This is a genomic window from Micromonospora sp. RHAY321 (assembly GCF_023896955.1).
Taxonomy (GTDB): Bacteria; Actinomycetota; Actinomycetes; order Mycobacteriales; family Micromonosporaceae; genus Micromonospora.
In genome coordinates this window covers 1-21,569 of record NZ_JAMHIW010000030.1, presented here as the reverse complement: position 1 = coordinate 21,569, position 21,569 = coordinate 1, and the positions used below count along the sequence as shown (strand labels likewise).

General features: G+C 73.7%; 21 protein-coding genes. 13 read left to right on the top strand and 8 right to left on the bottom strand.

The window, feature by feature from the left end; all coding sequences use genetic code 11:
- Nucleotides 1-18: 18 nt before the first annotated feature.
- The 6 genes from mug to M8C17_RS31055 form a co-directional block, all read right to left on the bottom strand.
- Complete coding sequence (gene mug / locus M8C17_RS31080; protein WP_252420248.1) at nt 19-624, bottom strand: G/U mismatch-specific DNA glycosylase; 606 nt, start codon at nt 622-624, stop codon at nt 19-21.
- Nucleotides 621-1,382, bottom strand: coding sequence for an SDR family oxidoreductase (locus M8C17_RS31075; protein WP_252420247.1), 762 nt, complete (start codon nt 1,380-1,382; stop codon nt 621-623). Before M8C17_RS31075 ends, mug begins: the two co-directional genes overlap by 4 nt.
- Nucleotides 1,367-1,930, bottom strand: a complete 564-nt coding sequence (locus M8C17_RS31070; protein ID WP_252420245.1) for a hypothetical protein — start codon at nt 1,928-1,930, stop codon at nt 1,367-1,369. The genes M8C17_RS31075 and M8C17_RS31070 overlap by 16 nt, the downstream gene beginning before the upstream one ends.
- Complete coding sequence (locus M8C17_RS31065) at nt 1,927-2,745, bottom strand: DUF692 domain-containing protein (RefSeq protein WP_252420243.1); 819 nt, start codon at nt 2,743-2,745, stop codon at nt 1,927-1,929. Before M8C17_RS31065 ends, M8C17_RS31070 begins: the two co-directional genes overlap by 4 nt.
- Nucleotides 2,742-3,662 (bottom strand): TIGR04222 domain-containing membrane protein, encoded by a 921-nt coding sequence (locus M8C17_RS31060; RefSeq protein ID WP_252420242.1) that lies wholly within the window; start codon nt 3,660-3,662, stop codon nt 2,742-2,744. Before M8C17_RS31060 ends, M8C17_RS31065 begins: the two co-directional genes overlap by 4 nt.
- Before the next feature lie 75 nt (nt 3,663-3,737).
- Nucleotides 3,738-4,310, bottom strand: coding sequence for a TetR/AcrR family transcriptional regulator (locus M8C17_RS31055; RefSeq protein WP_252420241.1), 573 nt, complete (start codon nt 4,308-4,310; stop codon nt 3,738-3,740).
- An 88-nt stretch (nt 4,311-4,398) separates the two neighbouring features.
- Between M8C17_RS31055 and M8C17_RS31050 the strand changes: the two genes are divergently transcribed.
- The 3 genes from M8C17_RS31050 to M8C17_RS31040 all read left to right on the top strand — a co-directional run bounded on the left by M8C17_RS31050 (nt 4,399) and on the right by M8C17_RS31040 (nt 7,074).
- Nucleotides 4,399-5,259 (top strand): carbon-nitrogen hydrolase family protein, encoded by an 861-nt coding sequence (locus tag M8C17_RS31050; protein WP_252420240.1) that lies wholly within the window; start codon nt 4,399-4,401, stop codon nt 5,257-5,259.
- A 65-nt stretch (nt 5,260-5,324) separates the two neighbouring features.
- The gene (locus M8C17_RS31045; protein ID WP_252420239.1) at nt 5,325-5,969 is read left to right on the top strand and encodes an HAD family hydrolase; all 645 of its coding nucleotides are present in this window, start codon (nt 5,325-5,327) and stop codon (nt 5,967-5,969) included.
- Nucleotides 5,970-6,141: 172 nt separating this feature from the next.
- On the top strand, nt 6,142-7,074 hold the full coding sequence (locus tag M8C17_RS31040) for a serine protein kinase RIO (RefSeq protein WP_252420238.1): 933 nt from the start codon (nt 6,142-6,144) through the stop codon (nt 7,072-7,074).
- A gap of 49 nt (nt 7,075-7,123) precedes the next feature.
- Here the strand turns inward: M8C17_RS31040 and M8C17_RS31035 are convergent, their stop codons facing one another.
- Nucleotides 7,124-7,372 carry a DUF2630 family protein gene (locus M8C17_RS31035; RefSeq protein ID WP_121656561.1) on the bottom strand — a complete coding sequence of 83 codons (249 nt, stop codon included), beginning with the start codon at nt 7,370-7,372 and terminating at the stop codon, nt 7,124-7,126.
- A 454-nt stretch (nt 7,373-7,826) separates the two neighbouring features.
- On the opposite strand from M8C17_RS31035, the gene M8C17_RS31030 reads away from it, so the two are divergent.
- From M8C17_RS31030 to M8C17_RS30990, 9 genes are all read left to right on the top strand, one after another.
- On the top strand, nt 7,827-9,164 hold the full coding sequence (locus tag M8C17_RS31030) for a cytochrome P450 (protein ID WP_252420259.1): 1,338 nt from the start codon (nt 7,827-7,829) through the stop codon (nt 9,162-9,164).
- A complete protein-coding gene (locus M8C17_RS31025) occupies nt 9,161-10,078 on the top strand; it encodes a terpene synthase family protein (RefSeq protein WP_252420237.1) in 918 nt (305 codons plus the stop codon). Before M8C17_RS31030 ends, M8C17_RS31025 begins: the two co-directional genes overlap by 4 nt.
- Nucleotides 10,071-11,690 carry a prenyltransferase/squalene oxidase repeat-containing protein gene (locus M8C17_RS31020; protein WP_252420236.1) on the top strand — a complete coding sequence of 540 codons (1,620 nt, stop codon included), beginning with the start codon at nt 10,071-10,073 and terminating at the stop codon, nt 11,688-11,690. The genes M8C17_RS31025 and M8C17_RS31020 overlap by 8 nt, the downstream gene beginning before the upstream one ends.
- 124 nt (nt 11,691-11,814) lie before the next feature.
- The gene (locus M8C17_RS31015; RefSeq protein WP_252420235.1) at nt 11,815-14,376 is read left to right on the top strand and encodes a nitrate- and nitrite sensing domain-containing protein; all 2,562 of its coding nucleotides are present in this window, start codon (nt 11,815-11,817) and stop codon (nt 14,374-14,376) included.
- Nucleotides 14,377-14,462: 86 nt separating this feature from the next.
- Nucleotides 14,463-14,885, top strand: coding sequence for a roadblock/LC7 domain-containing protein (locus M8C17_RS31010; protein ID WP_252420233.1), 423 nt, complete (start codon nt 14,463-14,465; stop codon nt 14,883-14,885).
- A gap of 5 nt (nt 14,886-14,890) precedes the next feature.
- A complete protein-coding gene (locus M8C17_RS31005; protein WP_252420231.1) occupies nt 14,891-15,277 on the top strand; it encodes a DUF742 domain-containing protein in 387 nt (128 codons plus the stop codon).
- Nucleotides 15,258-15,869 carry an ATP/GTP-binding protein gene (locus M8C17_RS31000; protein WP_252420229.1) on the top strand — a complete coding sequence of 204 codons (612 nt, stop codon included), beginning with the start codon at nt 15,258-15,260 and terminating at the stop codon, nt 15,867-15,869. The genes M8C17_RS31005 and M8C17_RS31000 overlap by 20 nt, the downstream gene beginning before the upstream one ends.
- A gap of 98 nt (nt 15,870-15,967) precedes the next feature.
- Complete coding sequence (locus tag M8C17_RS30995; protein ID WP_252420227.1) at nt 15,968-16,303, top strand: YciI family protein; 336 nt, start codon at nt 15,968-15,970, stop codon at nt 16,301-16,303.
- Between the two features lie 4 nt (nt 16,304-16,307).
- Complete coding sequence (locus M8C17_RS30990) at nt 16,308-17,576, top strand: RNA polymerase sigma factor (RefSeq protein WP_252420225.1); 1,269 nt, start codon at nt 16,308-16,310, stop codon at nt 17,574-17,576.
- Between the two features lie 71 nt (nt 17,577-17,647).
- Here M8C17_RS30990 and M8C17_RS30985 read toward each other — a convergent pair whose 3' ends face one another.
- Nucleotides 17,648-20,500, bottom strand: a complete 2,853-nt coding sequence (locus tag M8C17_RS30985) for an aconitate hydratase (RefSeq protein WP_252420223.1) — start codon at nt 20,498-20,500, stop codon at nt 17,648-17,650.
- 261 nt (nt 20,501-20,761) lie between these two features.
- On the opposite strand from M8C17_RS30985, the gene M8C17_RS30980 reads away from it, so the two are divergent.
- Nucleotides 20,762-21,418, top strand: coding sequence for a DedA family protein (locus M8C17_RS30980; RefSeq protein WP_252420221.1), 657 nt, complete (start codon nt 20,762-20,764; stop codon nt 21,416-21,418).
- Nucleotides 21,419-21,569 lie beyond the last annotated feature (151 nt).

Below are 21,569 nucleotides of genomic sequence, written 5' to 3'. Positions count from 1 at the left end.
ACCCGGCCGCCGCCGGCTCTAGGCCGGGCGGCGGTCGGGCAGGCCGGTCGCGACGCGCAGTTCGGCGAACGCGGCGCCCAGGGTGACCGGCGTGAAGTGCGCGTTCAGGCCGCTCGGGTTGGGCAGCACCCACAGCCGCGCCCCGGCCAGCGGCTCCGGCTGCGGGCCGAAGGTGGCCTTCGGCCGGCCGAACCCGACCCGGTACGCCGTCACCCCCACCACCGCCACCCAGCGCGGCCGGTACCGGGTCACCTTGGCGGTCAGGATCGCGGCGCCGTCGAGCAGCTCGGCGGCGCTCAGTTCGTCCGCGCGGGCGCTGGCCCGGGCGGCCATGTTGGTGATGCCGAGCCCGAGGGCGGGCAGCTCGTCCTGCTCGCTCGGGTGCAGCAGCCGGGGGGTGAACCCGCCCTGGTGCAGCGCCGGCCAGAACCGGTTGCCGGGTCGGGCGAAGTGCCAGCCCGTGGCCGCCGACCAGAGACCGGGGTTGATGCCGACGAAGAGCACCGCGAGCCTCGGCGCGAGAACGTCCGGGATGGTCCGGTCCGCTGCGGCGGCCAGCTCCGCGCGGGTCGGCCGGGGATGCCCGGCATTGTCGCTGTCCCGCCGGCGCGGCTCGGGCGTCACAGCCCGCGCAGCGCGCCACCGTCGACCGGCACGGTGATGCCGGTCAGGTAGCTCGCGGCGGGGGAGAGCACGAACGCGGCCACCCGCCCGAACTCGGCCGGGTCGCCGATGCGCCGGAGCGGGATGGTGGCCTCCGCCTCGGCGCGGGCCCGCTCCGGGTCACCGGTGGCGGCGAAGAGCTCCCGGTTACGGTCGGTCAGGATCCGGCCGGGCAGCAGGCCGACGACCCGTACGCCGCGTGGGCCGTAGTCGTCGGCGACGTCCTTGGCGACTCCGACCAGACCGGGCCGCAGACCGTTGGAGATGCCGAGCCCGGGCACCGGGCCACGGGCCGAGGTGGAGAGGACCAGCCCGATCGCGCCGCCCTCGGGCAGCGCGTCGGCGACCGTGCGTACCGCCCGGACGGTGCCCAGGAAGACGGTCTCGAAGGACTGCCGCCACTGCTCGTCGCTGATCTGCGCCGCCTTGCCCGCCGGCGGCCCGCCGACCGAGATCAGTGCGCCGTCGAGCCGGCCGAAGTGTTCCCGGGCCGCCGCGACGAGCTGCCCGGGGGTTTTCGGGTCGGTCAGGTCCGCGGCCAGCCCGACGGCCCGCTCCGGTCCGCCCAGCCGCTGGGCGGCGGCGGCCACCGCGTCGGCGTCCCGGGCCGAGAGCACCACCCGGGCACCGTCGGCGACGAGGCACTGAGCGGTCGCGTGACCCAGGCCGCGGGAGGCGCCGGTGAGTACGTACACCCGATCGGTCAGTCCGAGATCCATGCCGCCGATCCTGCCGCATCCGCCGCACCGTCGCCATCGGCGTGGGGCGGCGCCGGTGGGCGCGGAGCGGGGCGCAGCAGGCGTACCCGACCGGCGATCTGCACCGCGACGGCGCCGTCGGCGCGGGTCACCGCCGGCAGCCGGCGCGGACGCGGCGCCCGTCGCCCGTCGTAGCGCAGACCCGCCTCCCGGACGGCCAGCTCGTCCGCGCCCGCCGGGGGCAGCACCCCCCGCTCGTGCAGTGCCCGGGCGAGGTCCCATCCGTCGCGCAGCGACCCCGCGGTGGGGCGGTCGGCGGCCCAGCGGGCGAAGGTCGTGGCCCAGCGGGCGCCGAGGCCGGCGGCGAGCAACGGCCAGTGCCGGGCGACCTCGCCGGCCCGCTTGCGGAGCAGCGCCGCCCGGGTGGCGGCCAGCGGACCCGGGGCGAACCCGGCCGGCGGGGGACCCCCGGCGACGAGTGCCGCGACCAGCTCCGCCTGCCGCTCGGCGAGACGGCCGCTGTGCGGATCGCTCCCGGGAGCGCTGGTGGGCGGGGAGGCGTCGGTCATGTCACGGCCGGGAAGCCCGCGGTGGCGGCCAGGGCGTCCAGTTCGGAGCGGAGCGCGGCCGCCGGTGGGTAGCCGCCGTCGCGCTCCAGCAGCAGCGCCGGCGGTCGACGGCGGGCGCAGAGCGCGCCGACCAGCTCCAGCACCGGTGGCGGCACGGGGTCGGTGTGCGTGTCGTGGTAGTAGCCGCCGTGTTCGGCGCCACCGGCGACGTGCGCGTAGGCGACCCGGTCGAGCGGCAGCCGGTCCAGCAGCGTGAGCGGGTCGGTGCCCCGGTTGCGGGCGTTGGCGTACACGTTGGCGACGTCGAGCAGCAGCAGCGCCCCGGTCCGGTCGAGGATCTCGGTGAGGAAGTCGGCCTCGTCCAGCTCGTCGTCGGGCCAGTCGACCAGCGCGGCGATGGGTTCCAGCGCGAGGGGCACCGGCAGCTCGGCCTGCGCCCGGGCCACGTTGGCGCAGACCACGTCGACCGCCTCCCGGCTGCGCGGCAGCGGCAGCAGGTGCCCGGCCTCCAGGCCGCCGGCCCGGACGAAGGCGATGTGCTCGCTGACCAGCGGGGCGTCGACCCGCTGCGCCACCGCGGCCAGGTGGGCGACGCGGGCCGGGTCGACCGGCTCGGCGCCGCCGAGGGAGAGCCGCACCCCGTGCGGTACGACGGTCACGGCGCGCTCGCGCAGTTGCGCCAGGCCCGACGGGAGCGGCCCCTTCGCCGGCACCGACTCGGCCACCACCTCGACGAAGCGCAGCCCAGGCAGCTCGGCCACGAAGCCGGCGATCTCCGGCCGCCAGCCGATGCCGACGCCGGACGGTCCCGTCATCCGCCGCACCCCCCACCACCGCCGCAGCCGCCGCCACCGCCGCACGAGCTGCCACCACTGCACGAGCTGCCCCCGCCGTCGCCCGACGTCCCGCCGCTGGAGCCCGACCAGCCGCCGGACGCCGCCTGGCGCTGGATCTCGGCCTGCTCGGCGAAACCCGGGTCGAGTGCCCAGAGCGAGGCGGTGCCGAACAGGGCCACACCCATCGCCGCGCCGGCCGCCCCGTACGTGGCGAACGCCGGCGCGGAGGCGGGGGCCAGGTGGGTGTGCTGGCGGCGCACGTCGCGCAGGGCGGCGCGGCCGGCGCGGGTGCGCTCCGGCACCCGGCGCAGCAGCAGCGCGGCGACGAGGACCGGGATCAGGGCGAGCATCAGGTAACCCACCGGCCGGTCGTTGAACAGGCCGGAGACCACCCGGATGACGCCGAGGCCCAGCAGGGCCAGCACGAACCCCGCCCAGCGGCGGGCGGTGTCATGCTGCGCCTTGCTCCGCAGCAGCCCGCGCTGCTCCAGGCCGGCCCGGAGCTGGTCGAGCGCCTCGCGGACCCGCCGCTCCTGCGGCAGGTCACCGGCCCGGGCCCGCTGGTGGGCGGCCCAGTGGATGGCCTGGTCCAGCGGGGTGAGCCCGGACGGCGTCGGGCCGGTGGTGAGCAGCCGACGATCCGGTCCCACGCCGATCGCGCCACTGCTGCGCAGACCGCCGACGGCGGCGTGCACCGCGAGGCGCGGCCCGCCGTTGAGGTACGCGACCTGTTGCGGGCCGAGCGGCCCGGCGCTGGTGTCCGTGGAGCCGGCCCCCGGACGGACCCGGTAGAAGACCGCGAGCGCCACCACCACGGCGGTCGCCAGCAGGTAGAGCCGGAGGAAGGTCGGGCCGGGGATGCCCCAGGTGTCGCCCGACGAGGCGAGATCGATCATCGGCTGCTCCTGTCGCCGCAGGGATCGGCGGCCCCATTGTGGAGCAGCGCCGCCACGTCCGGCGGGGCGGCCCGCTCAGCGACGGCGGACGGCCTCCTCGACGAGGTCGAGCACCGGACCCATCTCGCCGGCGGGCCGGCCCATCGCCAGGTGCAGCACCAGGCCGTCGTAGGCCAGCTCCAGGAACTGGGCCAGCACGTCGATCGGTACGTCCTCGCGCAGCACGCCGGCGTCGCGCTGGCGGGCCAGCCGGTCCCGGGTCGCCTCCGCGATGGCGGCGGAACGCTCCGCCCACCGCTTGGCGAACGCCGGGTCGGTGCGCAGGCGGCGGGAGACCTCCAGCTGACTGCCGAGCCAGCCGGTTGTGTCCGGGGAGACCGCGCGGGCCAGGAGATCGCGCATCACCTGGACCAGGCCGTTGCGTGCCACCGTCTCGACCATGGCGGCGGCGTCGTCCTCGGCCACGGCGAGGAAGAGCGAGTCCTTGTCGCGGAAGTGGTGGAAGATGGCGCCCCGGGAGAGCCCGGTGGCCTCCTCGAGGCGCCGGACGGTCGCCCCCTCGTAGCCGAGCCGGGCGAAACACGCCCGCGCGGCGGCGAGGATCTCCTGCCGGCGCGCGTCGAGCTGATCCTGGCTTACTCTGGGCACGCGTCGATCGTCGCAGGTCACCCCGGGCCGTGCAAACCGTACGTACGGCTTGGTATGCCGCGGGACGGCTCACCGCTACCATCGCCCCGTGACCCCGCCCCGCACCGTGCCCGCCGCTCCGCTGACCGTGGCCACCGTCCAGGCCACCCCCACGCCCGGTGACGTCGCCGGCAACGCGGTCGCCGCCGCCGACCTGGTCCGCCGGGCCGGTGGGCAGGGCGCCCGGGTCGCCGTCCTGCCCGAGCTGTACCTCTGCGCGTACCACCCGCCGACCCTCGCGGCCGACCCGGCCGGCACCGACGTCGCGGCCGACCCGGCCGGAGTGGTCGCCGACCCCCGGCTCGACCCGTTGCGCGCGGCGGCGCGCGAGGCCGGCGTCACCGTGCTGGTCGGCGCCGCGGTCCGGCACCCGGACGGCCGGCGGACCATCGCCGCCCTGGTGGTCGACCGGGCCGGCACCGTGCGCGTCGGGTACGACAAGCAGCAGTTGTGGGGCGACGAGCGCGAGCTGTTCGTCCCCGGCGGGTGGGGAGCCACGCTGCTCGTCGACGACTGGCGGCTCGGGTTGGGCATCTGCTACGACGGCTGCTTCCCCGAGCACGGCCGGGCCGCCGCTCTCGACGGCGCGCACGGCTACCTGTGTCCCAGCGGCTACCTGGCCGGCTCCGAGCACCGCCGGGACCTGTACTACGCCGCGCGCGCCCTGGACAACACCATGTTCGTGGTCTTCGCCAACGCCGTCGGGGGTGCCGACCCGTGGCGGTTCAACGGCGGTGCGGCGATCTACGACCCGCAGGGACGGGCGCTTGCCCGGGGCGCCGACGAGGGCACCTCGGTCCTGGTAGGGACGCTGGATCCGGCCGAGCTGGCGGCCACCCGCGCGGCCCATTCGATGCTCGCCGATCGGTTGCCGCACCAGGGCGGTCCGCGGGTGTCGCTGACGGGCTGAGCCCCGTCGTCAGGTCGATACCGGCGGGTCTGTTGGCGGACACGTCGGTCCCGTAGGGTGCCCGAGTGCCACTGCTCCTGCTGGACCTGGACAACACCCTGCTGGATCGGGCTGGGCCGTTCCGCCGCTGGGGTGAGCGTTTCCTGGACGGCATCGGCGCGCCCTCCACCGACATCGACTGGCTGATCTCGATCGACGCCGACGGGCTGACCGATCGCTGGGACCTGGCCGACGCCATCCGGGACCGCTACGAGCTGCGTATGCCCTCGATCGACCTGGTGGAGGAGCTGCACGACGGGGTCGTGGCACAGACCCGCCTCGATCCGCTGACCGCCTGCGCGCTGCGGATCGCCGACGACGCCGGCTGGGTTCCGGTGGTGGTCTGCAACGGCACGGTACGGGTGGAGGACGCCAAGATCCGCCAGACCGGCCTGGACCGCTACGTCGCGGACTGGGTCATCTCCGAGGAGGCCGGGGTCAGCAAGCCCAACCCGCGCATCTTCGCGCTCGCCGCGCAGCGGGTCCGGATGCCGCTGCGCGGCGCCTGGGTGGTCGGCGACAGCCCGGAGGCGGACATCGGCGGCGCCGCCGCGGTCGGGCTGCCCAGTGTCTGGCTGCACCGGGGGCGTACCTGGTCCGACGTCCGGTTCGCGCCCAGCCGCACCGTGGACGGGCTGATCGCCGCCGTTGCCACCGTGCTCGCGGGCTGACCAGTCGCGCTTCGGTAATTCGGTTGACCGCTGCCGTGTCGGCGGCGAGCATTGTCGGCGCATCGTGCACCCCGGGCGTGCGCCCGGTCGAGGAGAGGGGGTCGGTCATGGCCGTCTTCGCAGGTCGCTTCCAGCTGCCTTCATCAGCCTCGACCAAGGGAACCTCACCACAGTGCGCGATCACGACCTTCCGGCGCTTGAGCGCCGGAGCCGCGGCAGGAGCCGCTTTGACGACGACGAACCGCAGTTTCTGAAGCGCGGGCGGCCCACCGAGCCGCCCGCGGACCCCGACGGCGAACCCGACCCGGACACCGGCGACCGCTGGTCGTCCTGGGACGACGCCGTGCACGGGCCGCAGCCGTACCCGGACTGGCTGGTCACCGAGTTGGCCGCCAAGGACACCGAGCTCGGTGTGCTGAAGACCGGCAAGGAGGCGGACGTACACCTGGTCCGCCGGGCGGTGCCCGACACCGACCGGTCGTGCCTGCTGGCGGTCAAGCGGTACCGGGACGCCGAGCACCGGCTGTTCCACCGGGACGCCGGCTACCTGGAGGGCCGCCGCGTGCGCCGGTCCCGAGAGAACCGGGCGATGGCCGGCCGGACCGCCTTCGGCCGGCAGATGATCGCCGGGCAGTGGGCGGCGGCCGAGTTCGACGCCCTGGCCCGGCTCTGGGAGATCGGTGCCGGGCACGACCGGATCGCGGTGCCGTACCCGGTGCAGCTACGCGGCACCGAGCTGATGCTGGAGTTCGTCGGCGACGCCGAGTCGGGGCAGGCCGCACCCCGGCTGGCTCAGCTTCGGCCCGGCCCTGCCGAGCTGCGCGACCTCTGGGCGCAACTGGTGGAGGCGCTGCGGGTGCTGGCCCGGGCCGGCTACGCGCACGGCGACCTGTCGCCGTACAACCTGCTCGTGCACCGGGGCCGGCTGGTGGTGATCGACCTGCCGCAGGTGGTCGACGTGGTGGCGAACCCGCAGGGACCAGAGTTCCTGGCCCGCGACGTGCGGGTCGTCGGCGCCTGGTTCGTGGCCCGGGGGCTGCCCGCCGAGCAGGTCGATCCCGGCACGCTGACCGGGGAGCTGCTGCGCGAGGCGGGCATCCGCTGACGCCGACGGGTCGGACGGCCGGGTTGGCCGTCCGACCCGCCCGCGCGGGTCACTGCAGGTAGCGCTCCACCTCGGGCTTGGGGCGTTCGCCCTGGGAGTCCGGGTCGCCGTGGGTCTGTCGGGCGGCCCGGCGGCGGCGCAGCAGGTCCCAACACTGGTCGAGGGACTCCTCCAGGTCGCGCAGCCGCTCGCTGGCCTCGCCCTCGGTGCCCGACTCGTGGGCCTGGGCCGCCGCGCGCAGCTTGTGTTCCTCGTCGACCAGCTCGGAGATCCGGTTCAGGATGGTCTTGTCGTCCATGCCACAGAGCCTGGCACAGGGTGCCCGGCATCGCCCGGATTCGGGGGTACCGGTGCGTCCCCGGTCACGTCACGGTCGTGGCCGGTCGGGGCGTCGCCCGGTGGCCCCGGTGTCCCGGTCCCTCGGCGCTGACGGCCGCCCGGGCAGCTCGCCCGGGCCGTGCGGGCGGGGTGCTGCCCGACCTGCGGCGGAAGCCTTCCTGAGCATCCACTCAGGACTGACAGAGGCCGCGTCCGCCGGTGGGAGCCCGGCCCGGCGAGGGAATCTCCACGAACACAGGTCTGGAGGTGCTTCGCATTTGGTGAGATGCTTCCGTCGCCCAGAAGGTGGAAGTTCCACAGTCCCGACTGGCCGAAGTGGACCGCTCCGGCCAGCGGTACGACGAGGAGACGTGGTTTCGATGTCCCAGGTGTCCGATGCCGGCCCCGCCCCCGTCAGCACCGAACCCCGGATGATCCCGCTTCGTCGCGTCCTGCCCGCGCTGGCCCGCGACCCGCTGGGCGCCCTGGTGGGCTTCGCGGACGACGCCGCCGGCGAGGTCGTCCGGCTGAACCTCGGCTCGTTCCGCCCCTACCTGGTCAGTCACCCCGAGCACCTGCAGAGAGTGCTGCGGGACAACGTTGCCAACTACACCCGTGACGGGGACGGACTGCTCTGGCGGCCGGTCCGCCGGATCGTGGGCGACGCCATCCTGGTCGCCGAGGGTGCGGTCTGGGAGTCCAGCCGGGGAGCGCTGCAACCGCTGTTCACCGCCAAGCGCGCCGAGACACTGGTCGACAGGATGGCCGAGGCGATCAACGAGGCGGTCGACGAGTGGCTGGAGCCGGCCCGCGAGGGCCGCCCGATCGACGGCGGCGCCGAACTGACCCGGATCGTGCTGCGCACCACCATGCGGGTGCTCTTCGCCGACCGGATCTCGGTGCCGGACGCGCTGCGGATCAGCGCCGCGCTGGACACCGTCACCACCGCGATGCTCCCGCGCCTGCTGGTGCCCTTCGTGCCGTACGCCGTGCCGATGCCCGGCGACCGGCGCTTCCGCGAGGCGGTGCGGACCATCGACGACGTCGTGCTGCCGATCATCCGGGAAGCCCGGGCGCGGCCCACCGACGGCGACGACATCATCTCGACCCTCTGCCGGCCCCGCGCCGACGGTCGCGAACCCGACGAGTACGCCATCCGCGGCGACGTGGTGGCGATGTTCTCCACCGCCACCGAGACCACCATCGCCCTGCTCTCCTGGCTCTGGCCGGTGCTGTCGTCCCGGCCCGACGTGGCCGAGTTGATGACCGACGAGATCGAGCGCGTGGTCGGCACCGACCGGGTCCGCCGCGAGCATCTGCCCGAGCTGCGCTACGGCCGGATGGTGCTCGACGAGATGCTGCGGCTCTACCCGGCCGGCTGGATGATTCCCCGCACCGCCGTCGGCGACGACGTGCTCGGCGGGGTGCGGATCAAGGCCGGCGGCACGGTGCTGGTCAGCCCGTACGTCACCCAGCGGATGTCGACGTTCTGGGACGACCCGGACCTCTTCGACCCGCAGCGTTTCGCCCCGGAGCGGCCCCGCCGGCCCTACCGCTACTCCTACTTCCCGTTCGGGGGTGGCCCGCACCAGTGCCTCGGGCAGTACCTGTTCCTGCTGGAGGCGCAGCTCATCGTCAGCACCGTGCTGAGCCGCTACCGCTTCCAGCTGCGCCAACCGGTCGACCTGACGCCGCGGATGGGTGCCTCCCTGCAACCCAAGCAGCGCGCCGAGCTGATCCTCACCCCGGTCGAACGCCCGGTCGCATCGTGACGGGGGCGCCGCGGCCGGTGCAGACCGATCACGACGCCGTCGCCGAGCAGGGCCGGGTCTCCGCACTCGCCGTGCGTGGCGTACGCGACCTGCAGGACGTCACCGCCACCCACCCCGAGCTCTTCGCGGCCGGGCCGTTCGACCCGGCGCTGCTCAGCTCGGTGGCCACCGCGATCGCCTTCACCGCGCCCTGGCACACCGCCGCCGAGCTGCGGATCACCACCCGTACCCTGCTCTGGGTCTTCGCCGCCGACTGGCAGGTCGACTACCTCGCCCGGTCCGCCGACGACGTCCGGGCGGTGGTGACCGACTGCCTGGCGGTGGCCGACGGGGCCACGCCACCACCGGGGCGGCACCTGGCCCGGCTGCTGGCCGACCTGCGCGACGACCTGGCCGCCGTGCCGGCCTTCGCCCGGCTGCGGCCCGTCTGGCGCGACGAACTGGCCCGGATGCTCGACGCGGTCGCCCGGGAGTGGGACTGGAAGAAGCTGCGGACCGACCCGGCCACCGGGCAACGCCTGCCGGACCTCGACGGCTACCTGGACAACGCCGACAACCTCGCCTGCTCCTTCGTCAACGTCACCCACTGGATCGCCACCGGCGACGACGACACCCTCGCCCAGTTGACCGACCTGCTGGCCGTCGGGCGTGGCGTGCAGCGGGTGCTGCGGCTGGTCAACGACCTGGCCACGCACGGCCGGGACGCCGAGTGGGGCGACCTGAACGCGCTGCTGCTGGTCGCCGATCCGGCACAGGTGCACACCCGACTGGCCGAGCTGACCGCCCGGTCCCGGGCGGAGCTGGCCGCCCTCGGCGAGCGGTGCCCGCGCCAGGCGGACTACCTGCACCGCCAGATCTCCTTCACCGGCGGCTTCTACCAGGTGTCGGACTTCTGGGGGGTGCGTGATGAGTGACCGCACGTACCGGGTGCTGGCCGACCCGGCCACCGGCGGCGACCCGGCCACCGACGCGGCGCGCGAGCTGATCGCCGGCCTGGCACTGCGGCCCTGGGGGCAGGTCGCCTCCTCGGTGTACGAGACCGGCCGCCTGGTCGCCGACGCGCCCTGGCTGGCCGGGCACCAGAAGCGGATCGGGTTCCTGCTGCGCGCCCAACGCACCGACGGCGCGTGGGGTCCGCCCGAGGGGTACGCGCTGGTGCCCACGCTGAGCGCCACCGACGCGCTGCTCGCCGCCCTGGCCGACGGCGGGGCTCCGGCGGACCTGGTGACGCCGGTCGCGCGTGGACTGGGCGCGCTCACCGGCATGCTGCTCGCCACCGACGCCCGGGCACTGCCGGACACTCCGGCGCTGGACCTCATCGTCCCGGCGCTCGTCGACTCGATCAACGCCCGACTGACGCGGCTGGACCGGGCGACCGCCGAGCGGCTGCCCCGCCCACCGCTGGGGCTGCCCGCCGGGCTCGGCCCGGACCGGCTGCACGCCGTGCGGGCGGCGGTCGTCGCCGGCGTGCCGCTGCCGGCGAAGCTGGCCCACTTCTACGAGGTGCTGGACGCGACGCCGGCCGACGCCGGACCCACCCTCACCGCCGTGGGCGCGTCGCCCGCCGCGACCGCGACCTGGCTGACCAGGGCCGGCCCGGACGCCGGCCCCGCCGCGCACGCCTTCCTGCGGCAGTTGATCCGCGACGGTGGTGGCCCGGTGCCCTGCCCGGCGCCGATCACCGTGTTCGAACGGGCGTGGGTGCTCAGTGGGCTGCGTCGCGCCGGTGTCGCCGTCAACCCGCCGGCAGCGGTCCTGGAGAGCCTGACCGGGGCCGCCGGCACCGAGGGCATCGCCACCGGCGACGGCCTGCCCACCGACGCCGACACCACGTCGGTGGCGCTGGACGCGCTGGCCCGGCTCGGCCGCCCGGCCGACCCGGCCGGCCTGTGGGCGTACGAGACCGCGGACGGCTTCTGCACCTGGCCGGGGAGCGAGGACGGTTTCTCGGTCACCACCAACGCGCACGTGCTCGACGCCTTCGGCCAGCACCTCGCCGCGCACCCGGACGCCGACGCGCGGTACCGGCGGACCGTCGACCGGCTCAGCGTCGTCCTGCCCGGGCACCAGCGGGCCGATGGTGGCTGGCAGGACCGGTGGCACGCCTCGCCGTACTACGCCACCGCCTGCTGCGTGCTGGCGCTGGTGGAGTTCGGCCGGGGCGCGGGGGTGGCAGACGCGGTGCGGCGGGCGGTGCGCTGGGTGCTGGAGACCCAACGCGCCGACGGCTCGTGGGGGCGGTGGGTCGGCACCGTCGAGGAGACGGCGTACGCCCTGCAGATCCTGCTGGCGGCGCCGACAGCCGTGGCGGGGGTCGACGACGCGGTGGCTCGCGGGCACGCCTACCTGCACGAACCGGCCCTCCGGGACCACCCTCCACTGTGGTACGGCAAGGAGCTTTACTGTCCACTGGCGATCGTCCGCTCCGCGGTGCTCGCCGCCTGCCGGCTGGCCGCGATCCGCACCGAGGGTCTCGGCCGTTCGGTGGTGGATTGTGGTTACCGGGCAACAAAAACAACAACTTGAGGGGTTGTGTGGACACTGCTAGCGTACGCAGAGCCTCAGCCCCGTATGCCCCGCTGCGGTGGGACGTCGCCCTCCATGATCACCCGTTGATGAGCTGAGTCAACGCCCTGCCTGGGACGGTTCAATGCGTTCTCGCGGTACGAGTATCCGCACCAAGGTTGTCGCCCTGCTGCTCTCCCTTGTCGCGCTCTGGATGTTCGCGGCGTGGGTGACCCTGCGTGACGGCTTCAACCTTCTCGGTGTCCAGTTGCTCAACAGCAAGGTCTATGCGCCGAGTGAACCGCTGCTCCAGGAGCTTCAGCTGGAGCGGCGGCTGACGCAGGCGTACCTGAGCAACCCCGACGCAGAGCAGCGGGCGGCGCTGGAAGCCGAGCAGCGCAAGACCGCACAGCTGGCCGCCGACTTCGCCGACTCGGTCCGCAACTGGCAGGTCGACGTGGCCGGCAGCTCGGCGCTCGACACCCAGCTGGCCACGTCGATCACCCAGATCAACGCGCTCGAGCAGACCCGCGCGGCGGTGCTGGGCCGCTCGATCGACCGGATCGCCGCCGCCGACGCGTACACCGGCGCGATCGAGTCGATCTTCCAGATCTACGACGTCACCGGCAGCCTGGACGACAAGGAGATCGCCGCCGACGCGGCCGCCCTGATCCAGCTCAACCGGATGAAGGAGCTGATCTCCCAGGAGGACGCGCTGCTCAGCGGCCTGTTCGGCAACGGCCGGATGAGCGGGCCGGAGTACGCCCGCTACGTCGCCCTGGTCGGCGCCGAGCGGTTCCTCGGTGAGGAGACCCGCGCCCGCCTGGGCGACGCCGACGAGCGCCGCTACCAGCAACTCGTGGCGGGCGAGGAGTTCACCCGGCTGCGCGCCGTGCAGGACGGGATCATCCGCGAGGGCCGACCCGCGACGCAGCTGCCGGTCAGCGCCGAGCAGTGGCGCGGCACGGTCGAGCCGGCGCTGGCCGAGGTGAACGAGGCGGTGGCCGCCGGCGGCGAGGGCATCGTGGGCCGGGCAACCGGTGTCGCCGTGATGGTCGTCGTCCGGCTGGTGCTCGCCACGGGCCTGGGCCTGCTCGCCGTCATCGCCTCCGTCATCGTCTCGATCACCACGGCCCGGACCCTGCTGCGCCAACTGGAGCGGCTGCGCCAGGCGGCCTGGCAGCTCGCCCACGAGCGCCTGCCCCGGGTGGTGGAGCGGCTCGGTCACGGCGAGGAGGTCGACGTGGCCACCGAGGCGCCTCCGCTGGAGTTCGGCACCGACGAGATCGGCCAGGTCGGCAAGGCCTTCAACGCGGTGCAGGAGACCGCGCTGCGCACCGCCGTCGAGCAGGCCGAGCTGCGCCGCAACGTCCGCGAGGTCTTCCTCAGCCTGGCCCGGCGCACCCAGGCGCTCGTGCACCGCCAGCTCACCCTGCTGGACGCCATGGAGCGGCGCGAACACGACGCGGAGGAGCTGGAGGACCTGTTCCGGGTCGACCACCTGGCCACCCGGATGCGGCGCAACGCGGAGAACCTGATCGTGCTCTCCGGCTCCACGCCGGGCCGGGCCTGGCGGCGCAACGTGCCGATGGTCGACGTGGTGCGCGGCGCCGTGGCCGAGGTGGAGGACTACACCCGGGTCAACGTGCTGCCGCTCGGGCCGGTCTCGCTCGCCGGTCGCGCGGTCGGCGACATCATCCACCTGCTCGCCGAGCTGATCGAGAACGGTCTGTCGTTCTCCCCGCCACACACCACGGTGGAGGTTCGCGGTCAGCTGGTGGCCAACGGGTTCGCCATCGAGATCGAGGACCGGGGCCTCGGCATGAGCGAGGAGGACCTGGCCGCGGCGAACCACCGGATCGTCGACCAGTCCGAGCTGAACCTCGCCAACGCCGCCCGCCTCGGGCTCTACGTGGTGAGCCGGCTGACCGAGCGGCACGGCGTGAAGGTACGACTCAAGGAGTCGGCGTACGGCGGCACCACCGCCGTGGTGCTGATCCCGCTGGAGCTGGTCACCGGGAACGGCGTGGACCCGGACGACTCCGGCGCGATCAAGGCCGGCTCGCCGGCCATCCCGCTGCCCTCGACGCCGACCACCGGCCCCACCGACACCGGCCGCCCGGCCCTCCTCGCGCCGGTCGCGTTGGCCTCCCCGGCCACGCCGGACGCACCGCGGCCGGTGACCCCGGCCGCCCCGTCGGCGGCCGACACCAGCACCCCGACCGCGCAGACCGACGGCACAGAGGTGGAGGCCGCCCTGCCCACCCGACAGAGGACGACGCCGGCCACCGCGACGCCGGACCTGCCCAGCCGGTCCCGGCGCGACCCGGGCCAACCGGCTCTGGAAGGCCCCACGGTGCCCACCGGCCTGCCCGCGGTCGGGCCGACGGACAGCGGCGGCGCCGGAACGCCGGGCACCGACGGCGACGGGGGGCCGATGCCGGCCCGGGCCGAGACGGACCGCACCGGCTCCGGCCTGCCGGTCCGGATCCGGCAGGCCAACATCGTGCCCGAGCTGCGCGACGACCCGGCGGCGAGCGAGACAACCGAAGACGAGGACGTGGCACGCCCGCCGGAGCAGGTGCGCCGGATGATGAGCTCCTACCAGACCGGCACCCGGCGCGGTCGGACCGACGCGGCGCGACTGCTCGGCGGCGCGTCCGGCGCGCCGCCGGAGCCGACCGACGAGGACCCGCAAACTACCTGACCTGCACCGAACCGGGTTTCCGCGTGGTGTGACGGTCAGCCCCAGACGAGTACGGCGACAACAGCCGGGGGAGAAGAGGACGACGAGTGGGCCAGAAGACGGCTTCGAGTGCCGACCTGACGTGGTTGCTGGATGATCTGGTGGGCCGGGTGAAGCAGGCCGAGCATGCGGTCGCGCTCTCGACCGACGGGCTGCTGATGGCCTCCTCGCAGGGGCTGAGCCGGGACGACGGCGAGCACCTCGCGGCGATGGCGGCTGGCATCCAGAGCCTGGCCCGGGGGGCTGGCAAGCGCTTCGGCGGCGGGCAGGTGCAGCAGACCATCATCGAGATGCAGTCGTCCTTCCTGTTCGTCACCGCGGCCGGCCGCAACGCCTGCCTGGCGGTCCTGGCCAGCGAGGACGCCGACGTCGGCCTGATCGCGTACGAGATGGCGATGCTGGTCACCCGGGTCGGCAAGTACGTGGCCTCACCCTCGCGCGGCGCCGACCAGCCGGCCGGCGAGAAGTAGCGGCCATGACGGTGCAGGGAGAGTCCGCGGACCAGCAGTGGGTGGATGACCATGCGGGTCCGGTGGTGCGCCCGTACGCGATGACGCGCGGCCGGGCCCGCCCGGTCACCGGCACGTTCGACCTGATCTCCCTGGTCACCGCGACCCGAGCCGACGTCACACCGGAGGTCGGCCTCGGTCCGGAGCACCTGGCGATCGTCGGACTGTGTCAGCGCATGCAGTCCGTCGCCGAGATCGCCGCCCATCTCGACCTGCCGGTGGGCACCATCCGGGTGCTCCTCGGTGACCTGGCGGCTCGCAGCCTGGTTCAGGTCCGCGAGCCGCAGACCACGGCCGGTCTTCCCGACAACAGCATCTTCGAGGCGGTAATCAATGGACTACGGGCACTCTGACCGGCCGGCGGGAGCGACCCCACTGCCCACCGCGATCAAGATCCTGGTCGCCGGTGGCTTCGGCGTGGGCAAGACCACCATGGTCGGCGCGGTGAGCGAGACCCGACCGTTGCGTACCGAGGAGGTGCTGACCGAGTCCGGGGTCGGCATCGACGACCTCTCCGGGGTGGAGGGCAAGACCACCACCACCGTGGCGATGGACTTCGGCCGGATCACCATCAGCGACGACCTGGTGCTCTACCTGTTCGGTACGCCGGGGCAGGACCGGTTCTGGTTCGTCTGGGACGAACTGGCGCTCGGGGCCATCGGGGCCGTGGTGCTGGCCGACACCCGCCGGCTGGCCGACTGCTTCCCGTCGATCGACTACTTCGAGGGCCGGGGCACCCCGTTCGTCGTCGCGGTGAACTGCTTCGAGGGGTCACGGCAGTACCGGCTCGACGAGGTGCACGCCGCTCTGAACCTGGACCCGGGGGTGCCGGTGCTGCTCTGCGACGCCCGCCAGCGGGAGTCCAGCAAGGAGGTGCTCGTGACGCTCATGGAGCACGCCATGAAGACCCGGGAGGCCCGCCGCCGCGCAGCCGGCGCGAACTGACCGACGTTCGGCGAGAAACTTTTCCGGCACCCGGTGTCCGGAACGGCCACGGCCGATCGTCATGCTGGCGATACCCGGAAACAACAGGGAGCGCCCAGATGAAGTACATGATGTTCGTCTGCACCGACAGCGAGCCGGACACCGACCCGACCGACGTCCCCGACATCCACGCGTGGGTGGCCGAGAACGACGCCCGGGGCCGCCGCGTTCACGGCGACGCGCTGGCACCCACCACCGCGGCCACCACGGTGCGGGTACGCGGCGGTGAACTGCTCGTCTCCGACGGGCCGTTCGCCGAGACCACGGAGGTCATCGTGGGCTTCGACCTGCTCGAGTGCGCCGACCTCGACGAGGCGATCGAGGTGGCGCGGGCCCACCCCATGGCTCGGCACGGCCGGCTGGAACTGCGCCCGTACGCCGGCCTGCCCGCCTGACCGGATGACCCGCGCCGGAGCCGCCGAGCGGCACGGAGACGCCGGCCCGGTGACCGGCACGGCCGCGGCGGCGGACGCCGTCGCGGCCGCCGGCGCCGAGGCGTACACCCGGATCGTCGCGACCCTGATCCGCGTGACCGGAGACTGGGCGCTGGCCGAGGACTGCGCCCAGGAGGCGCTGACCGTCGCCCTGGAACGCTGGCCCACCGACGGCGTGCCGGCCAACCCGGGCGGGTGGCTCATGACGGTGGCGCGCAACCGGGCGGTCGACGTGCTGCGCCGGGCCGCCGTGGAGCGCCGCAAGCTGCACGACCTGGCGGTGCTCACGCCGGTCGACGCGGAACCCTCGGACGGGATGGGGGAGGACGTGGTGGACGACCGGCTGCGACTCATCTTCACGTGCTGCCACCCGGCGCTCGCGATCGACGCCCGGGTGGCGTTGACGCTGCGAACCGTCTGCGGCGTACCGACCGCCGCCATCGCCCGGCTCCTCCTGGTCAGTGAGTCGACCATGACCCGGCGGTTGACCCGGGCCCGGACGCGCATCGCGCAGGCCGGCATCCCGTACCGGGTGCCCAGTGGGCCGGCGCTGACCGAGCGGCTGCCCGGCGTACTCGCCGTGCTGTACCTGCTCTTCACCAGGGGCTACGTCGCCGACGGCGAGCCGGCGTTCGCCGACGAGGCGGTCCGACTGGCCCGGCTGCTCGACCGGCTCATGCCGGCGCAGTCCGAGGTGGCCGCGCTGCTGGCGCTGTTCCTGTTCCAGCACTCCCGCCGGGAGGCGCGCCGGGACGCCGCCGGTGCGCTGCTCACGCTCGAGCGGCAGGACCGCCGCCGGTGGGACCAGGCCGCGATCGCCGAGGCGCTGGACGCGCTGGCCCGGGTACGCGACGACGGGCCGTACGCGTGGCAGGCCCGGATCGCGGCCTGCCACGCCACCGCCGCGTCCGCCGAGGCCACCGACTGGCCGGCGATCGCCGGGGCCTACGACGCGCTCACCGCCCTCCGGCCCTCGCCGGTGGTGGCACTCAACCGTGCCGTCGCGCACGGCTACGCGTACGGCCCGGCCGCCGGGTTGGCGCTGCTCGACGCGGCCCGCGCCGGGGGCGGGCTGGACGGCTACCCACTTGCCGTGGCGGTGGAGGCCGACCTGGTGGCCCGGCAGGGCGACCGGCTGCGTGCCGCCGCCCTGTTCCGGCAGGCCGCCGACGCGGTGGACTCCGCCGCCGAGCGGCGTGCCCTGTTGAGCCGGGCGGTGGAACTCGCGCCGTAGCCGGGCGTCCCGGAACGCGGCAGGGCCCCTGACCGCTTGCGGCGGTCAGGGGCCCTGGTGACGTCGGTACGTCAGTTGGCGATCATGCGGCGCAGCACGTACTGCAGGATGCCGCCGTGCCGGTAGTAGTCCGCCTCGCCCGGGGTGTCGATCCGCACCACCGCGTCGAACTCGACGCCGGTGTCGGTGGTGACCGTCACCGTGCGCGGGACCTCGCCGTCGTTGAGCGCGGTCACCCCGGTGATGGTGAACGTCTCGGTGCCGGTGAGGCCGAGCGACTCGGCGGTGGTGTCCAGCGGGAACTGCAACGGCAGCACGCCCATGCCGATCAGGTTGGAGCGGTGGATCCGCTCGTAGGACTCGGCGATGACCGCCCGGACACCCAGGAGCATGGTGCCCTTGGCCGCCCAGTCGCGCGACGAGCCCGAGCCGTACTCCTTGCCGGCCAGGATGACCAGCGGGATGCCGGCCTCCTGGTAGGCCTGGGAGGCGTCGTAGATCGAGGACTGCTCGCCGGTGAGGTGGTTGACGGTGAAGCCGCCCTCCACCCCGGGCACCAGCTGGTTGCGCAGCCGGATGTTGGCGAAGGTGCCCCGGATCATCACCTCGTGGTTGCCCCGGCGGGAGCCGTACGAGTTGAACTCGTGCCGCGGCACGCCGTGCTCGGCGAGGTACCGCCCGGCGGGGGAGTCGGCCTTGATCGAGCCGGCCGGCGAGATGTGGTCGGTGGTCACCGAGTCACCCAGCTTGGCCAGCACCCGGGCGTCGGCGATGTCGGTCACCGGGCTCGGCTCCTGCTGCATGCCCTCGAAGTACGGGGGCTTGCGCACGTAGGTGGAGTCGTCCGCCCAGGCGAAGGTGTCACCGGTCGGGGTGGGCAGCGACTGCCACCGCTCGTCGCCGGCGAAGACGTCGGCGTACGCGGCGCTGAACCCGGTGGCGCCGATCGCCTGGGCGATGACGTCCTGGATCTCGGCGCTGTTCGGCCAGATCTCGCGCAGGTAGACCGGGTTGCCCTCGCTGTCCTCGCCGATCGGCTCGTTGGCGAGGTCGATGTCCATGGTGCCGGCGAGCGCGTACGCGACCACCAGCGGCGGGGACGCCAGGTAGTTCATCTTGACGTCCGGGTTGATCCGGCCCTCGAAGTTCCGGTTGCCCGACAGCACCGAGACGACGGCGAGGTCCTTCTCGTTGACCGCGGCGGACACCTCCTCCGGCAGCGGGCCGGAGTTGCCGATGCAGGTGGTGCAGCCGTAGCCGACCAGGTTGAAGCCGAGCTTGTCCAGGTACGGGGTGAGACCGGCCCGCTCGTAGTAGTCCATGACGACCTTGGAGCCGGGCGCCAGGGTGGTCTTGACCCACGGCTTGCGGGTCAGGCCCTTCTCCACCGCGTTGCGGGCCAGCAGCGCGGCACCGATCATCACCTGCGGGTTGGAGGTGTTGGTGCAGGAGGTGATCGCGGCGATCACCACGGCGCCGTGGTCCAGCTCGTACTCCACGCCGTCGGCGCCGGTGACCCGGATCGGGTCGCTGGCCCGACCGCCGGAGCCGACCGCCGCCGTCTCCAGGTCGCGGGGCTCGTCGGCCGGGTCGCTGAACTCGTTGGCCGGCGGGTCGCTGGCCGGGAACGACTCGGCGCTCGCCTCGTCGGCGGGACCGTTGGCGCCGATCGGCAGCTGCTCGCGGGGCACGCCCGGCTTGAGGTCGCGCTCACCGGCCTCGTCGTTGGCGACGTAGTCGGTCAGCGCCGAGCGGAACAACGTCTTGGCGCTGCCCAGCGGCACCCGGTCCTGCGGGCGCTTCGGGCCGGCCAGGGACGGCTCGATGGTGCTCAGGTCGAGCTCCAGCCGCTCGGAGTAGTCCGGCTCGGCCTCCGGGTCGTGCCAGAGGCCCTGCTCCTTGGCGTACGCCTCGACGAGCGCGACCTGCGCCTCGTCCCGGCCGGTCAGCTTCAGGTAGCGGACGGTCTCGGCGTCGATCGGGAAGATCGCCACGGTGGAGCCGTACTCGGGCGACATGTTGCCGATGGTGGCGCGGTTGGCCAGCGGCACGGCGCTCACGCCGGGGCCGTAGAACTCGACGAACTTGCCGACCACGCCGTGCTTGCGCAGCATCTCGGTGATGGTCAGCACCAGGTCGGTGGCGGTGGTGCCGGCCGGCATCTCGCCGTGCAGCTTGAAGCCGACGACCCGGGGGATCAGCATGCTGACCGGCTGGCCGAGCATCGCGGCCTCGGCCTCGATGCCGCCGACGCCCCAGCCCAGCACGCCCAGGCCGTTGACCATCGTGGTGTGCGAGTCGGTGCCGACCACGGTGTCCGGGTACGCCTGGCCGTTGCGCTCCATGATGGTGCGGGCCAGGTACTCGATGTTGACCTGGTGCACGATGCCGGTGCCCGGCGGGACGACCTTGAACTCGTTGAACGCGGTCTGGCCCCAGCGCAGGAACTGGTAACGCTCCCTGTTGCGCTCGTACTCCAGCTCGACGTTGCGCTCGAAGGCGTCCGCGCGGCCGAACAGGTCGGCAATGACGGAGTGGTCGATGACCAGCTCGGCCGGGGCGAGGGGGTTGACCTTGGTGGCGTCGCCACCCAGGTCGCGTACCGCCTCGCGCATGGTGGCCAGGTCGACCACGCAGGGCACGCCGGTGAAGTCCTGCATCAGCACCCGCGCCGGGGTGAACTGGATCTCCACGCTCGGGGCCGCGGTGGAGTCCCACCCGCCGAGCTGGCGGATGTGGTCGGCGGTGATGTTCGCGCCGTCCTCGGTCCGCAGCAGGTTCTCCAGCAGGATCTTCAGGCTGTACGGCAACCGGGCGTGGCCGTCCACCTTGTCGATCCGGAAAATCTCGTAGCTCGCGTCTCCGACGCGTAGCTGGGTCTTCGCACCGAAGGTGTCGAGGCTCGCCACGTCGTACTCCTTCACACCAGCGACCGTGAGTAGTCCTGAGCAGTCTGTCGCACCGGCCGGGGTGCCGCCGAGGTTAGGTAACACTTACCGCCGATTCCGCTCTCAACAAAACCGTACGTCCGTCTTGCTAGTTCCGCAACCCGGCGTCCACTCCGCGCTCCACCCCTATCCCTAGCCTCCTAGGACGCATTACGGGGTGTGGCACCCGCACCGCACGGGCAGGTCGGCCCGACCCGCCGCGGGTAGGGTTCGAGGCCGGCCGGGGAAGGGGTCACCGTGTTCGACGTCCAGCACTGGCTCGTGTCGCTGCCACCGATCGCGGTCTACCTGCTCGTCGCCGGGGTGATCGGCGTGGAGAGCATGGGCGTCCCACTACCCGGCGAGATCGTCCTGGTCAGCTCCGCGCTGCTCGCCGCCACCGGCGTCGTGGAACCGGAGTGGGTGGCCACGGCCGCCGCCACCGGCGCGATCGTCGGCGACTCCATCGGGTACGCGGTGGGCCGCCGAGGTGGCCGCCCGCTGCTGGCCCGACTGGGCCGGCGCTTCCCCCGGCATCTCGGTCCTCCACAGCTCGCGCGGGCCGAACAGAGCTTCGCCCGGTACGGCGTCTGGGCAGTCTTCTTCGGCCGGTTCGTGGCACTGCTACGGATCCTGGCCGGCCCGCTGGCCGGGGCGCTGCACGTGCCGTACCGGCGGTTCCTGGTGGCCAACGCGGCTGGCGGGCTGGTCTGGGCGTTCGGCACCACGTACCTGCTGTTCACCGTGGGTCGGGCGGCCGAGCACTGGCTCAAGGACATCTCGTGGGCCGGGCTGGTCCTCGCGGTGGTCGCCGGCCTGGCCAGCACCTGGTGGCTACGCCGCAGGGCCCACCGGTTCGAGTCGGCCGAGCCGACGCCGGACGCCGAGCCGGTGCGCGCGGGCAGCGAATCCTGATCCGGGCATGACGAAGGGCCGGGCCCCGTGGTGGGGTCCGGCCCTTGTCGTGTGGTGTTGTGCGCGGGGTCAGCTGGTGGCGTAGCCGCGGGTGGCGATCCAGTCGGCGAGGTGCTCGACGGTGACCTCGTAGGAGGCGGTGTTCGGGTCG